We start from the raw sequence: 24,198 nt of genomic DNA on the forward strand, positions 1-24,198 counted from the left end.
CGGCGGAATCCCGGCCCACGGCCCGCGCGAAACCGGCCCGCCGCCCGCGCGAAACCGGCCCGCCGCCCGGGCGCAACGGTCCCGGCGCCTGCGCGAAACGGGCCCGCTGGTCATCCGGAATCCGGACACCGGCTGGATCACGCCCGTTCCGGCCGTTACGGTGCGACGGGCGCGACCACCCCCGCGGGTCACCCGACCGCGGGGCCCCGACCGCCGGGCGCCCCCGGAGGGCACCCGGAAACAGCCAGAGAGGCCCGCCATGACCGACGCCGCCAGCCAGCAGAACGCCGACGCCCCCGACGCCGAGGTGATCGCACTCGCCGCGAAGCTCTTCGACGCCGCCCGCGCCGGGGACTCCGACACCCTCGCCGCCTACGTCGACGCCGGCGCGCCCGCCGACCTCACCAACGACCGCGGCGACACCCTGCTGATGCTCGCCGCCTACCACGGGCACGCCGCCACCGTCACCGTCCTCCTGGAGCGCGGTGCCGACCCGAACCGGGCCAACGACCGGGGCCAGACCCCGCTGGCCGGCGCCGTCTTCAAGGGCGCCGAGGACGTGCTCACCGTGCTGCTGGACGGCGGCGCCGACCCCGGGGCCGGGACCCCGTCCGCCGTCGACACCGCCCGGATGTTCGGCAAGGACGAGCTGGTCGCCCGGTTCGAGGCCCGCTGACCGCAGGCCGTAGGCTCTTCGACCATGGAGAGCAGCACCGCGACGGCCGTCCAGCAGGACGGCAAGGGCGACACCATAGAGATCCGCGTCACCGGCTACGCCCACCCGGACGCGCAACGCCTGTCCGCCGAGGTGCAGGAGGAGTACGTCCGCCGCTACGGCGACGGCGACCTCACCGTGCTGCACCCGGACGACTTCGAGCCGCCGGCCGGCCTCTTCCTGATCGCCTACCTCGCCGACGAGCCGGTCGCCTGCGGCGGCTGGCGGGCCAAGCAGGCCGGCCCGGACGACGTGCGGGACGGCGACGCCGAACTGAAGCGGATGTTCGTCGTCCCGGCCGCCCGCGGCCGGGGCCTCGCCCGCGCGGTGCTGCGCCGGCTGGAGCAGACCGCCGCCGAGGCCGGGCGGACCAGGTTCATCCTGGAGACCGGCACCGAGCAGCCCGAGGCGGTCGCCCTCTACGGCTCCGAGGGGTACCAGCCGATCCGGAAGTTCGGCATCTACCGCGACCACCCGCAGAGCATCTGCCTCGGCAAGGACTTCGGCGGCGCGCCCGCCGTCTGACCGGGCGCCCGCTGGGTAGGCTCCCCGCGGACCGGCCGAGGGGCGGCCGCGGGGGCGGGAGCAGGCCATGGACGAGACGGCACCGGCGACCACGCCACCGCACCCCCTCCCGACGCCCGCCCCGCTCCCCACACTGGCCGCCGCGGGCGGGGAGTTGGAGCGGCTGGTCGCGGACGGACTGCGCGCGGTCGGCTCCGGCGCGGTCTGGTCGGTCGGCGACGCCGGCGGCCGGATCGGCGGCGGCGCCACCGGAGTCCTCGGCCAAGGCCCCTACGCGCGGTCGGAGATGGGCACCGGCACCGTCTTCGACCTGGCCAGCATCACCAAGATCGTCGCGCTCTGGCCCTGCGCCGGCGCGCTCTGGCAGGCCGGCGGCCTCCCGCTCGACCGACCCCTCGGCGACTACTGGCCGGCCGCCGCCGGACACCCGGCCGGCCGGGTGACGGCACGTCAACTACTCACCCACACGGCGGGGATGCCGCTGCGCACCCGGTTCGCCGAACTCTACGGGCGCGACCGCGCGGCGATCCTGGCCGGCGTGCTCGCCGCCCCGCTGTACCGGCCGCCCGGCACCGCTGTCGAGTACACCGACCGGGCCGCCGTGCTCCTAGGCCACCTGGTCGAGTCGCTGGCCGGCGCCCCGCTCGACGTCCTCGCCGAGCGGCAGGTCTGGCGGCCGCTCGGTATGACCGACACCCGGTACGGCCCGCTCGGCCCCGCCGCGACGGCCCGCACCGCGCCCACCGAGTACGAGGAGACGGCCGGTGCCGCGCTGCGGGGTGTCGTCCACGACCCCTCGGCCCGGCTCCTCGGCGGCGTCTCCGGCAACGCCGGTGCCTTCTCCACCGCCCGCGACCTCGAACGGTTCCTCGCCGCGCTGCTCGATCCGCCGGCCGTACTGCCCTGGGGCGGCGGCTGGATCGCCGAATCACTGCGCGAACAGACCGGCGGGCTGGTGCCCGCCCGCGGCCTCTCCTGGCTGTGCGCCGCCGGCACCGACCCGGCCGAGGGCACCTTCGTCCACTACGGCTTCACCGGAACCGGCATCTGGGTCTCCCGCCGGCTCGGCCGCTGGGCGCTGCTGCTGACCAACAAGGTCCACTACGACCGCGACTTCCAGCCGCTCACCGACCTGCGCAACGCCTTCCGCCGGGCCGTCTTCGGCTGAGCCCCGCCCCGGCGGTGGTGCGCACCGTCCCCGTCCCCGACGGCCCGAGCGGGGTGGCGGTGGGCGTCGACGGGAAGAACCTCTGCGTCACCGACTTCTTTCCCGGCCTCCGTGCCGGTGATCGTGCTCCAGGACTCCTGCGGTGACTCCCTGCCGGGCACGGCGGTGCCCGGCACGGGAAGTGGCGACCGGTCAGAGCAGGGTGGACCAGTAGTACCAGAACCGGTTGAGGACCAGCATCGCGATCACCGCCGCCCACAGCACGGGCAGCGCCCAGTGGTAGCGGGCGGCCTCACGCACGACCACCTGCAACCGCGGCCCGGCCGGGATCACGCCGGTCCGCAGGTTGTGCAGCGTCGTGTACCAGCACAGCAGCACCACCGTCGCCCAGACCACGATGCAGTACGGGCAGAGAGCGCCGATCTCGTACAGCGCCTGGTCGATCAGCCAGTGCACGAAGACGACCCCGACCACGGTCCCCGCCTGAAGGCCCAGCCAGAACCAGCGCCGGTACGCGGCACCGGCCAGCAGCCCGGCGCCGATCGCGGCCAGCGCGCCGAACGCGGCCAGCCCGAGCAACGGGTTCGGGAAGCCGAGGACCTCCGCCTGCTCGGTGCGCATCACCGAACCGCAGCTGATCACCGGATTGAGGTTGCAACTGGGGATGTACGACGGGTCTTCCAGGATGCGGAGCTTGTCGAAGGTCAGGACGGCCGAGGCGGCCAGCCCGATCAGCGCGGCGAGGAGGACGAACAGGGAGAACACCCGGCCCGCGCCGACGGGGGCACCGCCCGGCGGGGCGGCGTCGGGGGCGGCGGGACGGGAGGGGTTCACGGGGTTCACGGCGGTCGGGGCGGTCACGGCAGAGCACTCCGGTGGGTGGGAAGGGCCGGCCCGGCCGGGACTTCGGCCGGGCCGGTGGTGCTCACTGCAAGCCCGCGGCCTGCTTCACCTGGGTGGTGAACTGCTCCGGCGTCACCGCGCGGTTCCCGCTGAACAGGGTGATCGGCTTGCCGTCCATCTTCACCGTCGGCGTGCCCGTCACCCCGCTGTCGTTGAACGCGTCCGCGACCTTCGCCGCCCACGGCGCGTAGGTGCGCTCGTTGACCGCCTTGACGAAGGCGTCCGTCTTCAGGCCCGGGACCTTGTCGGCCAGGTCCAGCAGGTGGTTGACGTTGCCGAAGCCGTCCTCGCGCTCGTCCGGCTGGTTGGCGTACAGCACGTCGTGGTACTGCTTGAACTTGTCCACGCCCTCGTTGAGCGCGGCCCCGACGGCGGCGAGCGCGGTGCGCGAGCCCCGGCCGCCGAGGTTCTTGTCCAGGAACGCGGCCAGGTGGTACTCCACCTTGACCGTGCCGTCGTCCGCCAGCTTCTTGACGGCGTCGCCGTTGGCCGCCTCGAAGTTCTTGCAGACCGGGCAGCGGAAGTCCTCGAACACCTGGAGGGTGTGCGCGGCGTCCGCCTTGCCGTAGGTGATCACCGTGCCGTTCGGGCCGCCGGCGTTGGCCGGCACGACCAGCGCGGTCGGCTCGGCCGCCTCGGAGGACGCGGAGGACGACTTGTCGTCGTCCGCCGCGGTGATCGCCAGTGTCGTCCCGCCCGCCAGGGCGAGCACGGCGACGACCGAGACGGCGATCACGATCCGCTGCCGGCGCTTGGCGGCCAGCTGCTCCAGGCGCTGGGCCTCCTGGATCCGTTCGCGGGCGCTGATCCGCTCGGCCTGCTTGCGGGTGGGCTTGGTGTTGTGGGACTGGGCCACGGTGGGTCAACTCCTGTACGCGGCGCGCAGCTGCGCGCGGGGGTGCCCGCCTCGGCGCGGCGGCGGCGCGGGGCGCCGGCGCGTGCGCGGGTACGAGGGGGCTCTGTCGGTGAACGCGGGAGTTGTGCGCACTGCCTGCGGGGGCGGGCCTTCGGACGCCGTCGGTCGGCGGGGGGATGGAAGCCGGTCGTCAGCAGGCAGGCGCGGGAGCCGGCGGACCGCGCCGGGGCGCCGGGCTGAGCACCACGTCCTCGCGGCGCGGCCGCGGACGGTCCGGGGCCGGCAGCGGTACCCGCAGCACCGGGCGGACCAGCGCCGGGGCCAGCAGCAGGACCAGCGCCCGCAGCGGGGCCGCCACCGACTGGCGCAGCGCCCGCAGTGCCCGGGCCAGACCCGACAGGGCGGCGTCGCCCAACCGCAGCCAGGCGGCGGCGGCCAGGGCCATCAGCAGGTGGACCAGCAGCACCAGCAGCTGGGTCGCCGCCGGCGCGACCGGCCCGGCGTGCCCCAACGGTCCGGAGAACAACGACCCGTCCACCGAGCCGCCGCCGCACACCAGCAGGTTCATGCCGCGGGTGGGACTGTGGCCCGCGCCGAGCACCGGACCACAGCCGGCCTGGCCCAGGTTGAAGGTCGTGTTGAGCAGCAGCTCGACCGGGACCATCACGGCCGAGATGTGCAGCAGCCGCCGCTCCCCGCCGGCCACCGCGGCCGCCACCAGGAAGACGACGACGGTCGCGGCGGCCACCAGGTTCAGCGGCAGCGGGCGACCGGTGATGACGACCTGGCCCAGCGCGGACAACGGCACGGCGAGCGCGGTGAACACCGCGGCCCGCAGGGCCCTCGTCGCTGGGGTGGAAGTCGTCACGTCCCGGAGTATGTCACGGCGTTTACATCCGGCACGAGGGTGCGTCCGGGACCGGTCCGGCTCCGGGGGAACAGATGGCCCGGCGGCGGCCGTTCGTTCGTGGCGGAGCGGTGCGGAGTTCACCGGCGGGATGGGTTTGCGGAGGCGCGGGGGCCCGACGGGCCGTCAGGGGCTGCCGTCGGCGGCGGGAGCGGTCCGACAATCGGGCGATGGACCATGCCACGGCCACGGCCACCGTGCTTGCCACGGGCCTGGTGACACCGATTCCGACACCGCCGCTGATTCCGATTCCGACTCTGGCTCCGACTCTGCTGTTGCCGGCGGTACCGGCTCCGCCGACCGTCCGGCCGCCCGCGCCGCCCGTGCCGCCCGTGCCGCCGACGCTGCACCCGCCGCCGGTGCTGCCGGACTTGCCGCACCTTCCGCACGTGCCGCACGTGCCGCACGTGCCGCACTGTCCGACGGCCGCGCCGTCGGCTCCGGCCACGCCCTCGGCACCGGCCTCGGCTCCGCTGGCGACCACGGTCCCGCCCTCGCCGGCGGCCGTACCCCGGACGGTTGACGCACCGCCGGTGACCGTCCCGTCGCCGGCCCGGCCGGTGCCGCCGCGGACCACGGCCGCACCCGCACCACCGGTGCCCCGGACGGCGAAGCCCGCCGAAACACCCGGAGGCCCGTCCGGGGCCCGGCCCGAACCCCCGGCCGTGCCGTGGGCGGCCCCGCCCCCCGGCCCGTCACCCACCGTGGCCGTCACCGTCGTCGCCGCGCCGCCGCCACCCGCAGCCGGTCCGTCCGTGCCCGCCCTCGACCCGGCCACCTGGACGGCCGTCCTGCTCCTCACCGCCCTCGTCCCGGCCGCGCTCACCGCGGCACTCGGCCACCCCACCCACCGGAGCCGCCGATGAACCCCGTGCCCCTGCTCAGCGCCGTCGGAGCGATCGCGGTCGCCGTCACCGGCCTCGCCGTCGCCCACCGTCTGCGCCCTGCAGTACCCGAGGGCGAGATCCCGCCCGAACCGCACGCCACCCTCTCCAGCATCGGCTCCGGCCTGCTCTCCGGCTTCATCCTGCTCACCAGCTTCCTGATCGCCACCGGCTGGGCCTCCCACACCACCGGCCTCGTCCCGCCCCGGGCCCTCTACGCCGCCGACCTCGCCGCCGGCCTGGCCGTCCTGCTGTACCCCGCCCTGGCGGGCCTGCCCTTCACCCCGCGCTACGTGACGGCGGTCTGCTTCTTCGCCGCGCTGGTCGGTTACACGATGTCCCTGGCGGTCCAGCTGCGGCCGTAGCGCGGGCGTGCCCGGCTCAGCGGCGGAGGAGCACCTCGGGGAAGCGGGCCGACGGGCCGTCGAAGAGTGCGGTCGGGCGGTGGCGGGCGCCGGAGGTCGAAGAAGGCGGTCAGGTACGCCCGCTGCGCGGCGACGGCACGGCCGTCGGTGTCGGTGCCGGTGCCGGTGCCGGTGCCGAGGAAGTGTTCCAGGCGGTCGGCGGGCCGGGCCGCCACGCGCTGGGCCTGCGGCAGCGGGAAAGCAGTCGCTGACGGCGAGATGGCCGGAGCGGGCGAGCGCAACCTGTCGGCGCCACGAGCCGAGCCGGGGCCAGAGGGCGTCCCACATGGCGTCGCGCTCCGGGTGCACGTCGTCGGCGCCCATGAACAGCAGGGGCGGTCGACGCCGTCGGTCGCGGTGCCGAAGACCGGGCCGTCCAGGGTGGCCCCAGCGCGGACGCGCGGGTCGTCGGGGAGGGTCCGGACGATGGTGGCGCCGCCCATGGAGTGGCCGAACAAGCCGGCGGAGGTGAGGTCCAGGGCCGCGCCGATGCCGCCCGGCAGCGGGCGCCCGTCGGCGTGGTCGAGCAGTTCGCGGTCGGCGCCGGCCACGAGGTCGGTGCGGCGGCCGAGGACGAGGCGGGTGTCGGCCATGGCGTGGCGGCGGGGGAGTTGCGGACGTCGAGCCGCTCGTCCGGAAACGCGACCTCGCCGGCGTCGAGGGTGTGGTCGATCGCGGCGACGACGTGGCCGCGCGAGGCGAGCCCCTCGCCCAGGACGGTGCCGAAGCTCCGGTCCCCCGGGAGCCGGGTGACTAGAGGACGACCGGTTGGCAGGCGGTGTTGTCGGCGGGGGCGCCCCGGCGGGCGTGGGCGAGCGGCCGGCCCGGCCGGCCCGGGGTGACGCCGGGGAAGTCGGTCTCCGGACGGATCTGCTCGGCGGTCCCGGTCCACGGTCCCGGTCCATGGCGCCCGAGGACGTCCGCGGGCGCAGGCGGCCGGGGACCAGAGCTGGACCATCAGCTCGCGGGGGCGGGCGGTGGGCGCCCAGCCGTCGGGGCGCCGGGGGTCGGTGAGGTGCAGCGCGGTGGTGCTTGCCGACGGGGTGCGGGCCGGTGGGCGCGGCCAGGGTCGGCCGGAGCGGGGCGTACGCGGTGGTGACGGGTCGTCATGAAACGATCCTGCCTTGACGATTGAGCGGCCGGTCCACCTTGTCCGCCGTCGCCGTCCGCCACGATGCGCGTCCGGCCATGGGCCGAGGCCCGGCTGGCGGATCCGACCGGGGCCGTACGCCTGTGGTTGTACGCAGCTGTTTCCGATGTCGTGCTCACCGACGACGAGGGGTTTGGCCCGCCGAACGCCCGGTGCTCAGGGCCCGGGACGGCGAGGCGGGCTAGCCTGGAAGGCGTTCCCCGGGCGGGCCCGGACGCGCCGCCCGGACGGCGGGACGCCGATGGCGCGACCCTCGGACCCCGAAGAGGGGGTGTGCGCGCGGATGGGTGCAGGTGAGAGCACGGTCGGCGCTGTGGTGCTGGACCGGATCGGTGCGCAGGCCGCCGTCCTGGCCGGGCTGGACGACGCGGTGCGGGCGGACGAACCCGACGCCGTGCACCGGATGCGGGTGGCCTGCCGACGGCTGCGGAGTGCGCTGCGCACCTACCGGAGGCTGTTCGAGGTCGGGGTCACCGAGGAACTGGTGGCCGAACTGCGCTGGCTGGCGGCCGCACTCGGGCGGGCGCGGGACCGGGAGGTGCTCGGCGAGCGGCTGGTGGGGCGGGCGCGGGAGCTGCCGGCGGCCTGCGGCCCGGAGCGGGTGGCGGGGGCGCTGGAGCTCTGGGCGCGGGCGGAGTACCTGCGGGTCTGGCCGGAGATCGTGGCCGCGCTCGACAGCCCGCGTCGGCGCGCCCTGGCGGACGGGCTGGCCGTGCTGCTCGCCGACCCGCCCCTGCGCGGACGGGCGGCACGGCGGGCCGGGCCGGAGCTGGCCCGGATCGCGGCACGGGAGCAGCGGCGGACGGCGAAGCGGGTGCGGCGCGCGCTGGCCCCCGAGCGGGACGGCGCCGCGAGTGACGGCGCCGCGCGGGACGAGGCACTCCACGAGGCGCGGAAGGCGGCCAAGCGGGCCCGGTATGCCGGGGAGACGGCGGTGCCGGTGGCGGGGGAGGCGGCGGAACGGTACGTCGAGCGGATGAAGGCCGTGCAGGACGTCCTCGGCGAGCACCAGGACGCGGTCGTGGCGGCGGCCGCGCTGCGGGAGAACGCGGACGGGTCCGGCGAGCCGTTCGGGTACGGCGTGCTGTACGAGCGCGAGCTGGCGGCGGGCGCGGCGGCGCGGCGGGAGCTTCGACCGACCTGGGAGCGCGCGGCGGGGCGGAAGCTGGCGCGTTTCGGCTGAGGAACGTCCGGCCGCCGGGGCGGGCTACTCCTGCCCGGTCGGCTCCCCGCCCGATTCGCCGCCTGGTTCCCCGCCGGTTGCCCCGCCCGGTTCCCCGCTCGGTGCGAGACCCGCCGCCCGGGCGGCGGTGCGGAGCAGGTCGCGCAGCATCGGGGTGGTGAGCCGGCCGGTGTTCGTGTTGCGCGGGCTCACGTGGTAGCACCCGTACAGCTCCAGCGGCGGGCCGCCGTCGCGGGCCGGCAGGGTGACGTGGGCGCCGTGGCCGAAGGCGGGCCGGGGCCGTGGGAGCAGCCAGCCGGCGGCCTCGACCGCGGGCAGCAGCGCCTGCCAGGCGAAGCCGCCGAGCGCGACCACGGTCCGGACGGTGGGCCGCATCAGCTCCAGCTCGCGGACGATCCACGGGCGGCAGGTGTCGCGTTCGGCGGTGGTGGGCTTGTTGTCGGGCGGCGCGCAGCGGACGGGGTCGGTGATCCGGACGCCGTCCAGGGCCAGCCCGTCGCCGTACCGGACGGACTCCGGGCGGTTGGCCAGCCCGAGCCGGTACAGCGCGGCGTAGAGCAGGTCGCCGGAGGGGTCGCCGGTGAAGATCCGGCCGGTGCGGTTGGCGCCGTGGGCGGCGGGGGCGAGGCCGACCAGGACGAGCGGGGCGTCGGGCGGGCCGAAGCCGGGGATCGGGCGCGCCCAGTAGTCCCAGCCGAGGTAGGCGCGGCGCTTCGTGCGGGCGGTCTCCTCACGCCACTCGACCAGCCGGGGGCAGGCCCGGCAGCCGGTGACCACCCGGTCGAGGGCGGCGAGCCCGTCGGCCCGGGCGGCGGCCGCGGCGGGGTGGCGCGGGTCGTCGGGGTCCGTGGCGGGGCCGTGGGCTGCGGCGGGCTGCGGCATGGGTCGATCCTAGGACCGCTCCGGGGGCCGCTGCGGGCATCGGCGGCCGCGGTTGCGGAGTCCGCGCGTTCCGGCGGCGCCCGCGCAGGCGTAGCGTGGAATCAGCTGCTCCGGCGGCCCCCGGCCCGGCCGGGACGGCGACGGCCGGAACTCGCTGGTGCGCGCGAGGAGGCCGTGATGGTCGTCGATCTGGTTGTGGGGATCATTGTCGGGGTCATGGTGCTGGCGGCCGTCGTGGCCGGGCTGAGCCTGCGGGTCGTGCAGCAGTTCCAACGCGGGGTGGTGTTCCGCTTCGGCCGGGTGCGCGAGGAGGTGCGGGACCCGGGGCTGGTGATGCTCATGCCGGTGGCCGACCGGCTGCGCAAGGTGAACGTGCAGATCGTGACCATGCCGATCCCCGCGCAGGAGGGCATCACCCGTGACAACGTGACCGTGCGGGTGGACGCGGTGGTGTACTTCCGGGTCGAGGACCCGGTGAAGGCCACCGTCAACGTGCAGGACTACAACTTCGCGATCTCGCAGGTCGCGCAGACCTCCCTGCGGTCGATCATCGGCAAGAGCGAGCTGGACGACCTGCTGGCCAACCGCGAACCGATCAACCAGGGCCTGGAGTTGATGATCGACAGCCCGGCGCTCGGCTGGGGCATCGAGATCGACCGGGTGGAGATCAAGGACGTCGCCCTGCCGGAGTCGATGAAGCGGTCGATGTCCCGGCAGGCGGAGGCCGAGCGGGAGCGCCGGGCGAGGATCATTACGGCGGACGGCGAGTTCCAGGCGTCGGCCCGGCTCTCGGAGGCGGCGGCGGTGATGAGCTCGACCCCGGCGGCGCTCCAACTGCGGTTGCTGCAGACCGTGGTGGAGGTGGCGGCGGAGAAGAACTCGACGCTGGTGCTGCCCTTCCCGGTCGAGCTGTTGCGGTTCCTGGACAGCGCTGGCGAGGTGCACCGGCAGTCGGTGCGGAAGGGGGAGGGCGACGACGCCGGAGTGGTCGGCCCGGCGGCGGAGGAGCCGCGGCTGCCGGCCGTCGAGCAGCTCGAACTGCCGCCACTGGAGGAGCTGCTGGAGCACTCGCCGCTGGACCCGCCGCCGGACCTGCCGCCGAACGGGGGCCGTCCGGAGCCGTCGTAGGAGGACCGGCCCCGAGGACTGCCCCCGAGGCCCTGGCCCCGCCACCGGCCCCGAGCCCGGTGGCGGGGCCAGTGGGGGCGGACCAGGATGGAGTAAGCGGGACCCGGTAAGCGGCGGCCGAAGCCGGCAGGAGTGGCAGGGGCAGGCACATCAGGAGGCCGATCATGACCAGAGCCAGCGACATCATGCACCCGGGCGCGGAGTGCATCCGCGAGCACGAGACGCTCGCCACGGCAGCCCGGATCATGAAGGAACGAGGCGTCGGGGCGCTGCCCATCTGCGGTGAGCGGCAGAAGCTGCTGGGCATCGTCACCGACCGGGACATCGTGCTGAAGTGCGTCGCCGAGGGCCGCGACCCGGCGGCGGTCACCGCCGGCGAACTGGCCGAGGGGCGGCCGATGACCGTGGAGGCGGACGAGGACGCCGAGCAGGTGCTGCGGGTGATGGAGCAGTACCGGGTGCGCCGGCTGCCGGTGATCAACCACCCGGAGCACGAGCTCGTCGGGATGATCAGCGAGGCCGACATCGCCCGCGGGCTTCCGCAGGCCCGGCTGGCGGAGTTCGTCTCGGCGGTCTGCGCGGAGGAGGAGCCGAGGTCGACGGAGGTGCAGCAGCCGCAGGGCGTCTGACCGGCACCGCGGCTCGGCCGGCGCCGGGGTCCGAGCGGCGCCGGCACCGGGGTTCAACCGGCGCTGGCGCCGATCCTCAACCGGCACGGCACGGCACGGCACCGGACCGGACCGGCGTCCCGGCTCAACCGGCCAGCGCGTACACGGTGGTGGCATGGGCGGCGGGCTCGTCCTCGCCCTCGGCGGTCAGGGTGATGTCGAGGAAGGCGATCCGCCGCCCCAGCTTGGTGACCCGGGCGTGCACCAGGACATCCCGGCCGGTGACGGCACGCTGGAAGCTGGTCGACTGCTGGACGGTGGTCATCGGCCCGAAGCCACCCAGCGCCGCCGACACCGCCACGACACTCGCGGTGTCGGCGGCGGCCATCATCGCCTGGCCGGACAACCCCCCTCCTTCGCGGGCGAGTTCCCCGGACCACGGAAGCCGCAGCACGGCGTGCCGCGGGCCGGTCTCGGTCACCGAGAGGCCGAGCGACCGGACCCAGGGGGCGAAGTGGTCGGCGAGGATCTTGTCCGCCTCGGCGGTGGTCAGCGTCATGCCGTCATTCTGGCGGTCGGGGGAGCCCGGTGTCAGCGGTTCGTGCGGCGCGCGTGTCGGCGTCGGCCGGCCACGCGGCGATTCCCTCAACGCGGGAACTGGCAAGCCCTGTTCAGCAGTCACCGTTACCATGCGCACGACGACGCACCAGGCCTGCCACCGGGGCGGCCGGCGCCGGCGCGACGGGCGACCTGGGAGGGGCGACGCATGCCGAACATGGGCTGGGTGTCACGGAACACGCGGGAGGAACGCTGGCCCACGGTGGATCTGCGGATGGACGTGCCGCACTCGGCCAGGGTCTACGACTACCTCATCGGCGGCAAGACCAACTTCCAGCCGGACCGGACGGCGGCCCACGCCTCCGTGCAGGCGTGGCCGGCGCTGCCGGTCTCGATGCGCACCACCCGGACCTTCATGCAGCGGGTGGTCCGCAACCTGGTGGAGGAGCACGGGGTACGCCAGTTCCTGGACATCGGCACCGGCATCCCGACCTCACCCAACGTGCACGAGATCGCGCAGGGCATCGCCCCCGAGGCGAGAGTCGCCTACGTCGACAACGACCCGATCGTGCTGACCCATGCGCGGGCCCTGATGTCGAGCACGGAGGAGGGCCGGACCTGCTACGTCGACGCCGACCTGCGCGACCCCGACGCCATCCTCGGCGCACCGGAGCTGCGCGAGGTGCTGGACCTCTCGCAGCCGGTGGCGCTCTCGCTGATCGCGATCGTCCACTTCGTCCTCGACGAGGACGACCCGCAGGGCATCGTGCGCCGCTTCATGGACGAGCTGGCCCCGGGCAGCTTCCTGGCCCTGACCGTCTTCACCGGTGACACCGACCCGGTGGGCGTCGGCGGTGTCGGCCGCGAGTACAACGCGCGGGGCATCCCGCTGCAGATCCGCGACCGGCAGGAGACGCTCGCCTTCTTCGACGGCTACGAGCTCCTCGACCCGGGGGTCACACTGGTCCACCGCTGGCGGCCCGACGCGGACGCCGCCCCGGTCCGCGACCAGGACATCGCGATGTACGGGGGCGTGGCGGTCAAGCGCTGAGGCGTGCCGATTGCTGAGGCGTGCCGAGCGCCGAGAGGTGCCCACCGCTGCGCCGGCCCCGCCCTCAGATCGGCTGGGTCTCCAGTACACGGTCGAGGGGCCGCAGTGCACGGGCCGCGAGGGTCTCCGGGTGGTCCTCGCCGAGGCGGCGCGCGAGGTCCGCGGTGGCGCGCCGTTGCAGCTCGGCGGCGGCCGGGTCGTCGGCGCTCCTGAGGTGGGTGAGCGCCAGGTCGGCCGCGCAGGCGAGGGCGTCGGGGTGGTCCGGCCCGAGGCGGCCGGCCAGCCCGTCGACGGCCTGGCGGTGGAGCCGGCCGGCTTCGCCGTAACGGCCTTCGTCGGCCAGGGCGTTGGCGAGGTTGGCGGTCGCGCACAGGGTGAACGGGTGGTCCGGCCCGACCGCCCGGGTGAGGGCGTCCACCGTGGCGCGCCCCTCCCGGGCGGCCGCGCCGCCGTCCCCGGCGCGGCGCAGGTAGACGGCGAGGTTGTTGGCGCAGGCCAGGGTGAACGGGTGCTCGTCGCCGAACATCCGCCGGTAGGCGGCGTGGACGCGCGCGGTGAGGCGGTGGGCGGCCTCGTGGTCGCCGGCGGCGCTGTGGTCGGTGGCCCGGCCGAGCGAGCACACCAGGCCGTCGGGTGCGTCGAAGCCGTAGCGCTCGTGGTAACGCTCGAACGCCGCGTCGGTGACCCGGCGGGCCTCCGCCAGCCGCCCGGTCCGGCGCAGCACGGCGCCCAGCAGGGTGGCGTTGCGCAGGTGCTCGGGGAGGTCGGGCTCCAGGACGCCTTCGAGATCGGCCATGACCTCCCGCAGGAGCGTGATCGCGCCTTCGGAGTCGCCGAGTTCGTGCAGGTCGCGGGCGAGGCAGGTCTTGGTGGAGAGGGTGTACGGGTGACGCGGCCCGAGGACGGCGGTGCGCAGGTCCAGCGTCTCCCGGTCGAGTTCGCGGGCGGCCTCGCTGTCGCCGACCAGCCGGTGGTCGATCGCCAGGTTGTTGACCATGGAGAGCGTGCGCGGGTTGTCGTCGCCGAACAACCCGCGGAACCGGTCGAGGACTTCGCGGTCGAGGTCGAGCGCGGCCTGGAACCGGCCGAGGGCCCGCCGGTCGGCGCCGAGCGAGCCGGCCGTCATCAGGGTGTCCGGGTGGTGCTCGCCGAGTACGGACCGCTGGCGCTCCAGGGTGGCTTCGTCGAGGGCCAGCGCCGCGGCGTAACGTCCCTGCGTGCGCAGTACGTTGGCCAGTTGGAAGCGCAGCAGCAGGGTCTGCCGGTCGTCCTCGCCGAGCTTCTCGACCCAGAGCTCCTCCAGTGACCGCCCGAGGTCCAGGGCCTGCGCCATCTCGCCGCGCTTCCACAGGTAGCGGACGCGGTCGATCAGCAGGGTGCGGGTTTCCGACTCGTCGCAGACGTGCGCCTGGGACGGGTAGAGGTGCGGCCAGATCTCCTCGAAGGCGGGCCAGTTGGCGGGGTCGTCGGTGTCGCCGACGAGGGGCCGGGCGCCGGTGAGGACGCGGTGCACCCGGTGCTTGGTCTCGAGCTGCGCGTCGATCCCGGTCACTGAGTCCCGCACCACGGCCTGGACCAGCCGGTGCAGTTGGAGTCCGCCCGCCTCGGGGTCCACCCGGGCGAGCGAGTAGCGGCCGAGGGCGCGGACGGCGGCGGCGACCGCGAAGGCGTCCTCCACCGCGGGGTCGGACTCGGCGAGGGCCTCGACCATCCGGTCGCTGTAGAGCAGCCGGCTCGAGATCGGCTCGGGTGCGAAGTAGGCACAGAGTTGCAGGAGCCGGGCGGCGGCCGGCGACTGCACGCGCAGCCGGCCGATCGAGACGCCCCAGGCGGCGGCCACCGACCGCGGGTAGTCGAAGGCCCCCTCGGCGGACAGCGCGTGCCGGAGCCGGGCGAGGTAGGTGGTGACGGGCATGGCGGTGGCGTCCAGCCAGGCCGCGGCGACCTCGACGGCCAGCGGCAGGTCGCCGAGGGCCTCGGCCACCGCGTCGGCGTCGTCGGCCGGGAGCGCGCGGACCCGGCGGCGCAGGTGTTCGGTGCTCTCCCGGCGGGTGAAGACGTCGACCTCCAGCGCGCTGGCGGCCCTGGTCCAGCCGAGGTTGCGGGAGGTGACCAGGATCCGGCCCGGCCCGTCGGGGAAGTACGGCCGCAGGTCGGCCGGTTCGTCGGCGTTGTCGAAGACCAGCAGCCAGTGCGTGGACGGGATGCCGCGGCCCAGCGCCTCCCGGGCGGCCTCGGCGCCCTCGGCGACCGAGTCGCCGACGGGCAGGCCGAGCCGCCGGGCGAGTCCGGCCAGGGCGAGGGCCACCGACTCGGTCTGCTCGGCGTCGATCCACCAGACCAGGTCGTACTCCGCCCGGTAGCGGTGGGCGTACTCCAGGGCGAGCTGGGTCTTGCCGATCCCGCCGAGTCCGTAGAGGGTCTGCGAGGTGGGCAGGACGGCTGCCACCCCGGCGCCGAGCTGCCGGTGCAGGTGCTCCAGCACCGCCTGGCGGCCGGTGAAGGACGGATGGCGGGGCGGCACCTTGAAGTGGGCGGGGACGGAGCCGGGGTGACGCAGGCCCGTCAGGTCGGGCGCCCGGCCGGCGATGCCCAGCGCGGCGAGCAGCGCCGTCGCGGCCTCCTCGGGGCCGAGTCCGACGAGGTCGGTCACCGGGCCGTCGACGGGCACCGGCTCGATCCGGACGGCAACGGCCCGGCCGGGGCCCGCGACGGGTCCGCCGTCGGGCGGCACGAGGACGCCGGGCGGCCCGAGGACGTCGGGTGAGCCCGGAGACCGGCCGCCCGGCGTCGGGCACTCGCGCAGGAACGCGGGGGAGAGCAGGGTGAGCGTCTGTTCGGCCGCTGCCGGGACGACGTGCAGGCCGGCCCGGCGCAGGACGGCCTCGGCCCAGTGCGCCCAGAGGGAGTCCTCGGGGGCGTGGAGGAGGGCGACGGTGGCGTTCTCGGGCGGGAGCCGGCACAGGTCGCAGTCGCCGGGCCGGCCGGAGCCGACGGTTCCCCGGCGCGGGTGGAGCCCGGCCCCGGCCCCGGCGCCGGCGACGATCCGGGCGGCGGTCCGTGCCAGGTCGGCGGGGAGGTTGCCGGATCCGGCCGTGAGTGCGGCCAACTCCCCTTCGGGCAGGGCCAGGTCGTGTACGGCCAGCAGGTCCGCCAGGTGGCCGGCGGCCTCCTCGGGAGTGAAGGACCCGACCCGGACCAGCCGACGCCGGCTGGTGCGCAGCTCCTGGTCCGTCCGGCGGGTGGTGACGACGACCCGGCCGGTGGCACTCGGGGCGGGCCAGAGGCCTGGCAGGTCGGCGGGGTCGGCCAGGCCGTCGAGCACGATCAGCCAGCGGCGGCCGGTGGTGTTCAGCCAGGACAGCAGGTGCTCCGCCGTCGCCGGCCCGCCCCCGAGGCCCAGCCGGTCGGCGGCCGTCGCGTAGGCGTGCCGGATCGACGCGGCGCTGTCCGCGGCTGCCCACACCACCAGGTCCACCGCGCCCGTTCGGAGGGCGAGTTGGGCGTGGTGGGCGGCGGCCTGGGTCTTCCCGGTGCCGGCCGGGCCGCTGAGCACCACCGACCGGAGCGTGCCGGGTGCGCCGTGACGGGCGACCGTGCCGGGTGCGCCGTGACGGTCGGCCGTGCCGGTTGCACCGTGCGTGCCGGGGCCGGTTGCACCGTGCACACCGGCCGTACCGCTCGGGGCCGTACCGTTCGGGGCGGGTCCGCCGGGGAGGGCGAGTGCGCCGTCGACGGCAGGCCGGTGGCGGAAGCAGTCGGCGAGCGCCGGGAGGGTGCCGACCTGGACCGGCCAGGCGACGGCGGTGGAGGCGGGGGCGGTCCGGTGGTCGTGGAGGTGGACGTCGCGGACGGACTCCGCCACCACACCGCCCGAGTTGAGGAGGTCGCGCTGGCTGTACACGCCGCCGTGCGGGGCGGCGGGGCCGGGACGAGCCCCGGGAGCGGTCAGCGCGGGGCCGCTCCCGGCGGGGTAGGGCGGTCGGGCGTGCCGATGGTGACCGGGCCGGCGAAGTCGCGGCCGATGGCGCCGCCGTGGTTGCCGATGTCCCGGCCGGCGGTCACACCGCTGTTCTCGGCCCGGACGGAGGCCGCCGCCTCGGGGGCGGCCGCCTCGTCGAGCAGCGCGCGGAGCTGTCCGGCGGCCTGCGCCTGTTCCTCCGGGGCGAGTTCGTCCAGGAAGTCCTCCAGCCGGGTCTGCCAGGAGGCCGCCTGTCGGCCGGACACCTGGTCCAGCTCGCCGGGCGCGGCGGCCGCCAGGGCCTCCTGCGTCCGGTCGAGGCGTTCCAGGACGGCCCGTTCGCCCTCCGGGCGGCCGCGGCCAAGCAGCCGGGCCACGCGTTCCCGCAGGGCGGTCCAGACGTCCGTCCCCGCCGCCTGGACGATCCCCGCGCCTCCGGCCGCCGCCAGCGCCGTCATTCCCTCCACCAGCATCCCCGCAACCCCCTCAACGCCGTTCGGCCTCGCGCTCCGGAACAGGTGACGGTTATTCAACTCCACTGGTTCCCCGGGGGAAAGGGTGTCGGGGCAACGCGTCCGTTCCGTCAGTGACTCCGGTGCAGTGCCTGCTGCATCAGCTCCGCCAGGTGCAGGGACTGCCGGCCCCCGGCGAGTTGGGAGATCTGGGTGCGGCAGCTGAAGCCGTCGGCCAGGATCACCGTGGACGGGTCGGCGGACCGGACCTCCGGGAGCAGGACGCGTTCGGCGATCGACTCCGAGACCTCGAAGTGCCCCCGCTCGAAGCCGAAGTTGCCGGCCAGGCCGCAGCAGCCGGAGTCCAGTACCCGGTTGCGCAGGCCCATCCGGGCCTCGACCCGGCGGTCGGCGGCGGTGCCGAGCACGGCGTGCTGGTGGCAGTGGGTCTGGGTGATCGCGTCGACCGGAGCCCGGGGGAGTTCGGCCTCCGGCGCGTACTCGTCGACGAACTCGGCGAAGGTGCGGGTCCGTTCGGCGAGCGGGCGGCCGTCGGACCCGAGCAGGCGGGGCAGGTCCTCGCGCAGGGTGGCGGTGCAGCTCGGGTCCATGCCGACCACCGGCGTGTCCGCGGGCAGGCCGGTGGCGGCCAGCGTGCGCAGGCTGCGGCGCATCACCCGCCGGGCGGTGCCGAGCTGGCCGGTCGAGTACCAGGTGAGGCCGCAGCAGACCGGGCCGGACGGCAGCCGGACGTCGAAGCCCAGGTGTTCCAGCACCTCGACGGCGGCGCGCAGCACGTTGGGCTGGAGGTGGTCGGAGAAGGTGTCCGGCCAGAGCAGGACGGGTCGCGCGCCCGCCGGGGCCGGGTGGGCGGCGCGGTGGCGGCGGTACCAGCGGGTGAAGGTCTCGGGCGGGAACACCGGGATCACCCGGCGCGGGTCCACCCCGCCGAGCCTCTTCAGCAGGCCGGCCGCGGGGGAGCGGGCGACCAGGTTGGCCGCGCCGGGGGCGAGGGCGACGGCCCGCAGCCAGAGCGGCAGCCAGCCCATCGAGTAGTGGGGGACGGGCCGGGGCCGGTGCCGGTAGTGCTGGTACAGGAACTCGGCCCGGTAGGTGGCCATGTCGACGTGGACCGGGCAGTCGCTCGCGCAGCCCTTGCAGCCGAGGCACAGGTCCAGTGCCTCCCGGACCTCCGGCGAGCGCCAGCCGTCCGGGATCGCCCCGCCGCGCAGCATCTCGGCGAGCAGCCGGGCACGGCCGCGGGTGGAGTGCCGCTCCTCTCCGGTGGCCATGTAACTCGGGCACATCACCCCGGTGTTCGGGTCCACGCACTTGGCCACGCCGACGCAGCGGCGCACGGCCTTGGCGAGGCTGCCGTCGTCCTGCTCGTAGGGGAGGGCGAGCGGCAGCTCGCGTACCGGTCCGGCGTGGCGCAGGTCGGAGTCGAGCGGACGGGGGTCGACGAGGGAGCCCGGGTTGAGCAGGTTCTCCGGATCCCAGATCTGCTTGAACCCGCGGAACAGGTCGATGATCTCCGGCCGGTACATGCGCGGAAGGAGTTCGGCCCGGGCCTGTCCGTCCCCGTGCTCGCCGGAGAGCGAACCCCCGTACGAGACCGCGAGATCGGCCGCCTGCTCCATGAACTCCCGGAAGACCAGAACCCCTTGGGGCTCGGTGAGCGGGAAGTCGATCCGCAGGTGGACGCAGCCCTCGCCGAAGTGCCCGTACGGGACGCCGTGCAGGCTGTGCCGGCGCAGCAGGGCCCGCAGGTCGCGCAGGTAGTCGCCGAGGCGTTCCGGGGGGACGGCCGAGTCCTCCCAGCCGGGCCAGGCCTCGCCGCCGCCGGGCAGCCGGGTGACGATCCCGGCGCCGGCCTCGCGCACCCCCCAGAGCTGGCGCTGCTCGTCCGCGTCGGTGACCAGGGAGACGGCGGCCGAGGGCTCGCGGCGCACCGCGTCCGCGAGCCCTCGGGCGGCCTGGTAGGCCTCCAGCGCGGTGGCGCCACCGACCTCCAGGAAGAGCCAGCAGGCGCCCGCGGGCAAGCGGTTCAGTGCGGGCGGGCGGGGCCCGGCGGCGAGCAGCGCGGCGATCAGGTCGGCGGCCATCCCCTCGACGGTCAGCGGGCGCAGCGGCAGCAGTGCGGGGACGGCGTCGGCGGCGGCGGTCTCGTCGGGGTAGCCGGCCACCACCAGGGCGCGGGCCGGCGGGTCCTCGACCAGCCGCACGGTCGCGCCGAGCAGCAGTGCGCAGGTGCCCTCGGTGCCGGTGAGCGCCCGGGCAAGGTCGAACCCGCGCTCGGGCAGCAGTGCGTCGAGCGGGTAGCCGGAGGTGCGACGCGGCAGGTCCGGCATGCCCTGACGGATCAGGGCGAGGTGTCGTTCGGTGAACTCGTGCAGTTCGCGGAGGAGTCGGCCGGGCCGGCCGGGTCGGCCGAGCAGCTCGGCGCGCCCTTCGGGCCCGAGCGGGCCGCCGACGGTCAGCTCGGTGCCGTCGGCGAGCAGCAGGTCCAGCGATTCGACGTTGTCGGCGGTCCGCCCCCAGGCCACCGAGTGGGCGCCGCACGAGTCGTTGCCGATCATGCCGCCGAGCGTGCACCGGCTGTGGGTGGAGGGGTCCGGGCCGAACCGCAGCCCGTACGGGCGGGCGGCCCGCTGGAGGTCGTCCAGTACGGCGCCGGGTTCGACCCGGGCGGTGCGCCGCTCCCGGTCCACCCCGAGCACCGCGCCCAGGTGGCGCCGGAAGTCCAGGACGACGGCGCCCGGGCCGATCGCCTGCCCGCCGATGCTGGTCCCCGCCCCGCGCGGCACCACCGGGACGCGGTACTGGCGGCAGAGCGCGAGCGCGGTGCGCACGTCGTCCAGGTCGGCCGGCTTGACCACGCCGAGCGGCAGATGCCGGTAGTTGGACGCGTCGTGGCTGTAGACGGTGCGCTCGGCGGCGCCGAAGCGGACCTCGCCGCGCAGCGTGGCGGCCAGCTCCCGGGCGAGGTCGGCGCCTGGGGTGGCGGACGGTCGGCTCACGGTGGTCCTCCCGGGGTTGGGCGGGCTGGCGTACCGCCGCCGATCATCCCAGCCGGGTCGCGGCCCGGGGCGCGGAAACCCCGGGGTTCCGCCGACGGGGTGTCATCTGACACCCTCGACTGTCATGATCAACGAGAACCGGGCCGACGGGCCCGACGCGTACCTGGCCGGCCTGCCGATCGGTGAGCCCCTGCCCTTCCCCGTCGACGGCGCCCCGTCCTGGGACATCTTCCCGTACGAGGGCGAGCTCAGGGTCAAGGCGCTGGTCGCGCCCGAGCTGCCCGAGCCGCCCCGCCAGGGCGAGGAGGGACCGGAGAGCTGCAAGCAGTGCGCCCGCCCGGACGAGGACTTCCTCTGGACGGACGAGCACTGGCGGCTGAGCAGCACCGACGAGCCCTCCGGCCTGCCCGCCGTCGTCCTGCTCCAGCCGCGCGCCCACCACGACCTGCTCGACCTGCCGCCCGGGCGCGCCGCCGAGCTGGGCCCGATGCTGCAGAGGGTGGAGGCGGCCCTGCTCTCGCTCGGCGGCATCGGCCGCGTGCACGTGAACCGCTGGGGCGACGGCGCCGCGCACCTGCACCTCTGGCTGATCGCCCGGCCCGCGGGCATGATGCAGCTGCGCGGCTCCACCCTGCCGCTCTGGATGGACGTCCTGCCGCCGCTGTCCGCCGAGGCGGGGGCCGCGACCGCCGGCCGGATCGCCGCCGCGATGGCCGCCGGCGGCGGCACGGCCCACGCGTAGGGCCCGTCGCCGGACCGCCGCCGGGCGGGAGTCCGAGGACGGGCCCGACGGCCTCAGACCGAGGCCCGCCGTCGCGACGCACCGGTGAGGGTGCCCTTGGCGATGTGGGAGAGCTTGGCCATCTCGAACGCCGGGTAGGCGCCGCCGGCCAACAGGGAGAACTTCACGCCCTCGCGGCCGGCGGGCCGCCGGTGCCCGGCCGGCAGGAAGCGGCGGTGGTGGTCGGCGGCGCGGTGGAAGAACTGCGGGCGCTCGGCGCGCGACACGCACCCGGCGAGGTCGAAGACAAAGAGGTAGTGCCGGATCATCCGGACGAAGAGCGCGTCCCGGACGGCGTCCGGGGCGGGCACCTCCTCCAGCAGCGCGAAGGTCCGCTCGTACTGCTCGAAGATGTCGAACTGGCTGCTGCCCGGCGAGCCGGTGGGGTGGACGGTCTCCCGCCGGCGCAGCTGGACGCAGGCGCGCGGCAGTACGGCGACCCGTCCGGCGGTCAGCATCGCCGCGTGGACCGGCGGGATCTCCTCGTACCGGCCGTCGGGGAAGGACAGCCCACGGTGCTGCCAGTGCTCCCGGCGGAACAGCCGGTCCCAGGCCAGCGCCGGTGCGCCGACCAGCTCGGGGTGGTCCAGCGGCCCGAACACCTCCGGTCCGGCCTCGGCCAGGAGCGTCTCCGCGCCGCCCGGCCAGTCACGCCCGCCGTGCCGCCGGGTGTGCCCGAAGAGCAGGACGTCCACCGGCCCGGTCTGCGCCAGCCGGTCGGCCAGGGCCTGGAGGGCGTCCCGGGGCAGCAGGTGGTCGGCGTCCAGGAAGAGCAGGTACTCGCCCTTGGCCCGGGCGGCCCCCGCGTTGCGGCTGACACCCACGCCGACGGCGGCGTCCAGGTGGAGCGCCGACACCTGCGGGTGCCGGGCCGCGTAGGCGTCGGCCAGCCCGGCCGGGGAGTCGGGGGAGCGGTCCGCGACCACGACGACCTCGAAGTCGCGGAAGGACTGGGCGAGCAGCGAGTCCAGGCACTCCGGCAGCTGTTTCTGCTGGTCGTAGGCGGGGATTACGACGCTGATCAGAGGTGAGGGCATGAGGCCGGAGCGTAAGGAGCGGATGCGGGAGGTGGCAAAGGCCTGACACTCCGTAAGTATGATCAATACCCGTCAAATCGTACGAGCGTGCGCGATATCTTCACTCGTCATGCCGGTCGCATCCACGACAGGCCCGGATCCGACGCGACCCGGGCCGCCTGGGTCCTGGCTCGTCCGGACACGGCCGGACCAGCCAGGACCCGACCCGATCGGGCCCGAACGGACCCCGGCGGACGCGAACGGACCTGAGCGGACGCGAACGGACCCGAGCGGACCCCAGTGCACCTGAGCGGACCCGAGTGGACGCGAACGGACCCGAGCGGACCCGAGTGGACCCCAGCGGACCGCCCGGCGCGGCGGACCGGCCGCGGTGGGTCACCGCGGCCGGTCCCCGGGACGGCGTGTCAGTGGTGGGCGGCCGCCTGCCCGTCCGGCCGCCGGTCCGGCCGTCGCAGCAGAAGCGCCACCACGACGCCGGCCAGCGCCGCCACACCCGCCCCGGTGAGCAGGGTGAGGTGCATGCCGTCGACGAACGCCGTCCGGGCGTGCTCGCCGACCGGGCCGCCGATGCGGGCGGCGGCGGCCAACGAGGAGCGGGCCGCGTCGGCCAGCTGCGGCGGCAGGCCGGTGACGTCGAGGCTGCTCCGGTAGCCGGCGCTGAGGACGCTGCCGAGGACGGCGATGCCGAGGGCGCCGCCCAGTTCGCGGGAGAGGTCGTTCACCGCCGAGCCGACGTTCTGGAGCGAGCGGGGCAGCGCGTCCGTGATGGCCGTGGTCGCGGGCGTCATCGCCAGCCCCGAACCGGCGCCGAGCAGCAGCAGGGCGGCCGCGAGCAGCCAGTACGGGCTGTCGGCGCCGAGTCCTCCGATCGCCGCCATCGCGGCCGCGATCAGCGCCAGCCCGGTCACCCAGGGGCCGCGGTCGCCGAAGCGGGCGGTCAGCCGCGGGGAGAGACGGGAGAGCGGCACCATCGTCACGGCCATCGGCAGCACGCTGACCGCCGCCACCAGAGCGGTGTCGCCGCGCACCAGCTGGAGGTACTGCATGATCACGAAGATGTAGCCGAAGAAGGCGAAGAACTGGCACGTGATCGACAGCGAGCCGGCCGCGAACCGGCGGTTGCGGAAGAGCCTCGGGTCCAGCAGCGGGTGGCGGCGCCGCAGCTCCCAGGCGACGAAGCCGGCCAGCACGGCCAGGCCGGCGGCGATGCCGCCCAGGGTCACCGGCTCGCCCCAGCCGCGGGTCGGCGCCTCGATGACGGAGTAGACCAGCGTGCCCAGGCCGGCCATGACCAGCAGGGCGCCGGTGACGTCCAGTCGCGGGGCGTCCGGGTCGGCCGACTCGGGCACGAAGAGCAGCGTCCCGGCGAGCGCCGCCAGCGCGAGCAGCACGTTCAGCAGGAACACCGAGCGCCAGGACCAGAGCTCCAGCAGCGTCCCCGAGGCGAGCAGGCCGACCACCGCACTGGCGCCCGCCACGGCGGCCCAGACGCTGACGGCCCGGGCCCGCTGGGCGCGCGGGAAGGTGCCGGTGATGGTGGAGAGGGTGGCCGGCATGACCAGGGCCGCGCCCACGCCCAGCAGGCCGCGCAGCGCGATGAGCATGGTCGGGTCGGTGGTCAGCGCGGCCAGTCCGGACCCGCCGCCGAACAGCGCGAGGCCGACGAGCAGCGCGCGCCGGCGGCCGAACCGGTCGCCGAGCGCCCCCGCGGGCAGCAGGAGCGCGGCGAAAACCAGGCTGTAGGCGTCGATGATCCACGAGAGCTGGGTCTGGCTGCCGCGCGTCTCCCGGGCGATGTCGGGCAGCGCCACGTTGAGCGAGGCCATCGCGGCGACCACGGTGGCCAGCGCGAGGCAGGTGACGAGCAGGACCAGGTTGTGGCGGACGGCCGGCCCGCCGGAGGCGGCGGCGTCCGGTCGGGCGGCCCCGAGGCCTGTCCCGGGCTCGGTGACGGTCATGACGGTCCTTCTCTCCCTGGCGAACGGGCGCCGGCACCCCGGAGGTTCGGGCGGGCCGGCTCGGTGC

General features: G+C 75.5%; 21 protein-coding genes. 10 read left to right on the plus strand and 11 right to left on the minus strand.

All coding sequences use genetic code 11. The features are described 5' to 3' along the window. Nucleotides 1-259 precede the first annotated feature (259 nt). The 3 genes from J5Y04_RS04855 (at nucleotide 260) to J5Y04_RS04865 (ending at nucleotide 2,408) form a co-directional block, all read left to right on the plus strand. Nucleotides 260-676, plus strand: a complete 417-nt coding sequence (locus J5Y04_RS04855) for an ankyrin repeat domain-containing protein (RefSeq protein ID WP_209410504.1) — start codon at nucleotides 260-262, stop codon at nucleotides 674-676. Nucleotides 677-700: 24 nt separating this feature from the next. Beyond that, the gene (locus J5Y04_RS04860; protein ID WP_209410505.1) at nucleotides 701-1,240 is read left to right on the plus strand and encodes a GNAT family N-acetyltransferase; all 540 of its coding nucleotides are present in this window, start codon (nucleotides 701-703) and stop codon (nucleotides 1,238-1,240) included. Nucleotides 1,241-1,307: 67 nt separating this feature from the next. After that, a complete protein-coding gene (locus J5Y04_RS04865; RefSeq protein WP_209410506.1) occupies nucleotides 1,308-2,408 on the plus strand; it encodes a serine hydrolase in 1,101 nt (366 codons plus the stop codon). 192 nt (nucleotides 2,409-2,600) lie between these two features. Here J5Y04_RS04865 and J5Y04_RS04870 read toward each other — a convergent pair whose 3' ends face one another. The 3 genes from J5Y04_RS04870 to J5Y04_RS04880 form a co-directional block, all read right to left on the minus strand. Next, nucleotides 2,601-3,269 carry a vitamin K epoxide reductase family protein gene (locus J5Y04_RS04870; RefSeq protein WP_307852932.1) on the minus strand — a complete coding sequence of 223 codons (669 nt, stop codon included), beginning with the start codon at nucleotides 3,267-3,269 and terminating at the stop codon, nucleotides 2,601-2,603. A 64-nt stretch (nucleotides 3,270-3,333) separates the two neighbouring features. After that, nucleotides 3,334-4,167: a thioredoxin domain-containing protein gene (locus J5Y04_RS04875; RefSeq protein ID WP_209410507.1), complete on the minus strand. Its 834-nt coding sequence runs from the start codon at nucleotides 4,165-4,167 to the stop codon at nucleotides 3,334-3,336. Nucleotides 4,168-4,357: 190 nt separating this feature from the next. Further along, nucleotides 4,358-5,035, minus strand: coding sequence for a hypothetical protein (locus J5Y04_RS04880; RefSeq protein WP_209410508.1), 678 nt, complete (start codon nucleotides 5,033-5,035; stop codon nucleotides 4,358-4,360). A gap of 743 nt (nucleotides 5,036-5,778) precedes the next feature. On the opposite strand from J5Y04_RS04880, the gene J5Y04_RS04885 reads away from it, so the two are divergent. After that, nucleotides 5,779-5,940: a hypothetical protein gene (locus tag J5Y04_RS04885; protein WP_209410509.1), complete on the plus strand. Its 162-nt coding sequence runs from the start codon at nucleotides 5,779-5,781 to the stop codon at nucleotides 5,938-5,940. After that, a complete protein-coding gene (locus J5Y04_RS04890) occupies nucleotides 5,937-6,323 on the plus strand; it encodes a hypothetical protein (protein ID WP_209410510.1) in 387 nt (128 codons plus the stop codon). The genes J5Y04_RS04885 and J5Y04_RS04890 overlap by 4 nt, the downstream gene beginning before the upstream one ends. On the opposite strand, the gene J5Y04_RS04895 is transcribed toward J5Y04_RS04890, so the two are convergent. Then, nucleotides 6,287-6,955 (minus strand): hypothetical protein, encoded by a 669-nt coding sequence (locus J5Y04_RS04895; RefSeq protein ID WP_209410511.1) that lies wholly within the window; start codon nucleotides 6,953-6,955, stop codon nucleotides 6,287-6,289. The two genes, J5Y04_RS04890 and J5Y04_RS04895, sit on opposite strands and share 37 nt — an antisense overlap. An 840-nt stretch (nucleotides 6,956-7,795) precedes the next feature. Here J5Y04_RS04895 and J5Y04_RS04900 point away from each other — a divergent pair. After that, entirely contained in the window at nucleotides 7,796-8,695 is a 900-nt protein-coding gene (locus J5Y04_RS04900) for a CHAD domain-containing protein (RefSeq protein WP_209410512.1), read from the plus strand. A 24-nt stretch (nucleotides 8,696-8,719) separates the two neighbouring features. Here the strand turns inward: J5Y04_RS04900 and J5Y04_RS04905 are convergent, their stop codons facing one another. Beyond that, the gene (locus J5Y04_RS04905; protein ID WP_209410513.1) at nucleotides 8,720-9,577 is read right to left on the minus strand and encodes a uracil-DNA glycosylase; all 858 of its coding nucleotides are present in this window, start codon (nucleotides 9,575-9,577) and stop codon (nucleotides 8,720-8,722) included. Nucleotides 9,578-9,754: 177 nt separating this feature from the next. Here J5Y04_RS04905 and J5Y04_RS04910 point away from each other — a divergent pair, with 177 nt between their 5' ends. Next, nucleotides 9,755-10,705: a slipin family protein gene (locus tag J5Y04_RS04910; protein ID WP_209410514.1), complete on the plus strand. Its 951-nt coding sequence runs from the start codon at nucleotides 9,755-9,757 to the stop codon at nucleotides 10,703-10,705. A 164-nt stretch (nucleotides 10,706-10,869) separates the two neighbouring features. Next, a complete protein-coding gene (locus J5Y04_RS04915; RefSeq protein ID WP_148646413.1) occupies nucleotides 10,870-11,334 on the plus strand; it encodes a CBS domain-containing protein in 465 nt (154 codons plus the stop codon). Between the two features lie 124 nt (nucleotides 11,335-11,458). Here J5Y04_RS04915 and J5Y04_RS04920 read toward each other — a convergent pair whose 3' ends face one another. Continuing rightward, nucleotides 11,459-11,872: a PaaI family thioesterase gene (locus J5Y04_RS04920; RefSeq protein ID WP_209410515.1), complete on the minus strand. Its 414-nt coding sequence runs from the start codon at nucleotides 11,870-11,872 to the stop codon at nucleotides 11,459-11,461. Between the two features lie 216 nt (nucleotides 11,873-12,088). Here J5Y04_RS04920 and J5Y04_RS04925 point away from each other — a divergent pair, with 216 nt between their 5' ends. Next, on the plus strand, nucleotides 12,089-12,922 hold the full coding sequence (locus J5Y04_RS04925) for an SAM-dependent methyltransferase (protein WP_209410632.1): 834 nt from the start codon (nucleotides 12,089-12,091) through the stop codon (nucleotides 12,920-12,922). Nucleotides 12,923-12,986: 64 nt separating this feature from the next. Here the strand turns inward: J5Y04_RS04925 and fxsT are convergent, their stop codons facing one another. From fxsT to J5Y04_RS04940, 3 genes are all read right to left on the minus strand, one after another. Further along, on the minus strand, nucleotides 12,987-16,826 hold the full coding sequence (fxsT, locus tag J5Y04_RS04930) for an FxSxx-COOH system tetratricopeptide repeat protein (RefSeq protein WP_209410516.1): 3,840 nt from the start codon (nucleotides 16,824-16,826) through the stop codon (nucleotides 12,987-12,989). A gap of 44 nt (nucleotides 16,827-16,870) precedes the next feature. Further along, complete coding sequence (locus tag J5Y04_RS04935; RefSeq protein ID WP_209410517.1) at nucleotides 16,871-17,356, minus strand: hypothetical protein; 486 nt, start codon at nucleotides 17,354-17,356, stop codon at nucleotides 16,871-16,873. Between the two features lie 110 nt (nucleotides 17,357-17,466). Continuing rightward, entirely contained in the window at nucleotides 17,467-20,355 is a 2,889-nt protein-coding gene (locus J5Y04_RS04940; RefSeq protein ID WP_209410518.1) for an FAD-binding and (Fe-S)-binding domain-containing protein, read from the minus strand. Between the two features lie 124 nt (nucleotides 20,356-20,479). Between J5Y04_RS04940 and J5Y04_RS04945 the strand changes: the two genes are divergently transcribed. Beyond that, the gene (locus tag J5Y04_RS04945) at nucleotides 20,480-21,097 is read left to right on the plus strand and encodes a hypothetical protein (RefSeq protein WP_209410519.1); all 618 of its coding nucleotides are present in this window, start codon (nucleotides 20,480-20,482) and stop codon (nucleotides 21,095-21,097) included. 53 nt (nucleotides 21,098-21,150) lie between these two features. On the opposite strand, the gene J5Y04_RS04950 is transcribed toward J5Y04_RS04945, so the two are convergent. Together J5Y04_RS04950 and J5Y04_RS04955 are read right to left on the minus strand one after the other, a co-directional pair. Beyond that, the gene (locus J5Y04_RS04950) at nucleotides 21,151-22,173 is read right to left on the minus strand and encodes a glycosyltransferase family A protein (RefSeq protein WP_209410520.1); all 1,023 of its coding nucleotides are present in this window, start codon (nucleotides 22,171-22,173) and stop codon (nucleotides 21,151-21,153) included. Between the two features lie 404 nt (nucleotides 22,174-22,577). Further along, complete coding sequence (locus tag J5Y04_RS04955) at nucleotides 22,578-24,131, minus strand: MFS transporter (protein ID WP_209410521.1); 1,554 nt, start codon at nucleotides 24,129-24,131, stop codon at nucleotides 22,578-22,580. Nucleotides 24,132-24,198 lie beyond the last annotated feature (67 nt).

Source organism: Kitasatospora sp. RG8 (assembly GCF_017813315.1).
GTDB lineage: Bacteria > Actinomycetota > Actinomycetes > Streptomycetales > Streptomycetaceae > Kitasatospora.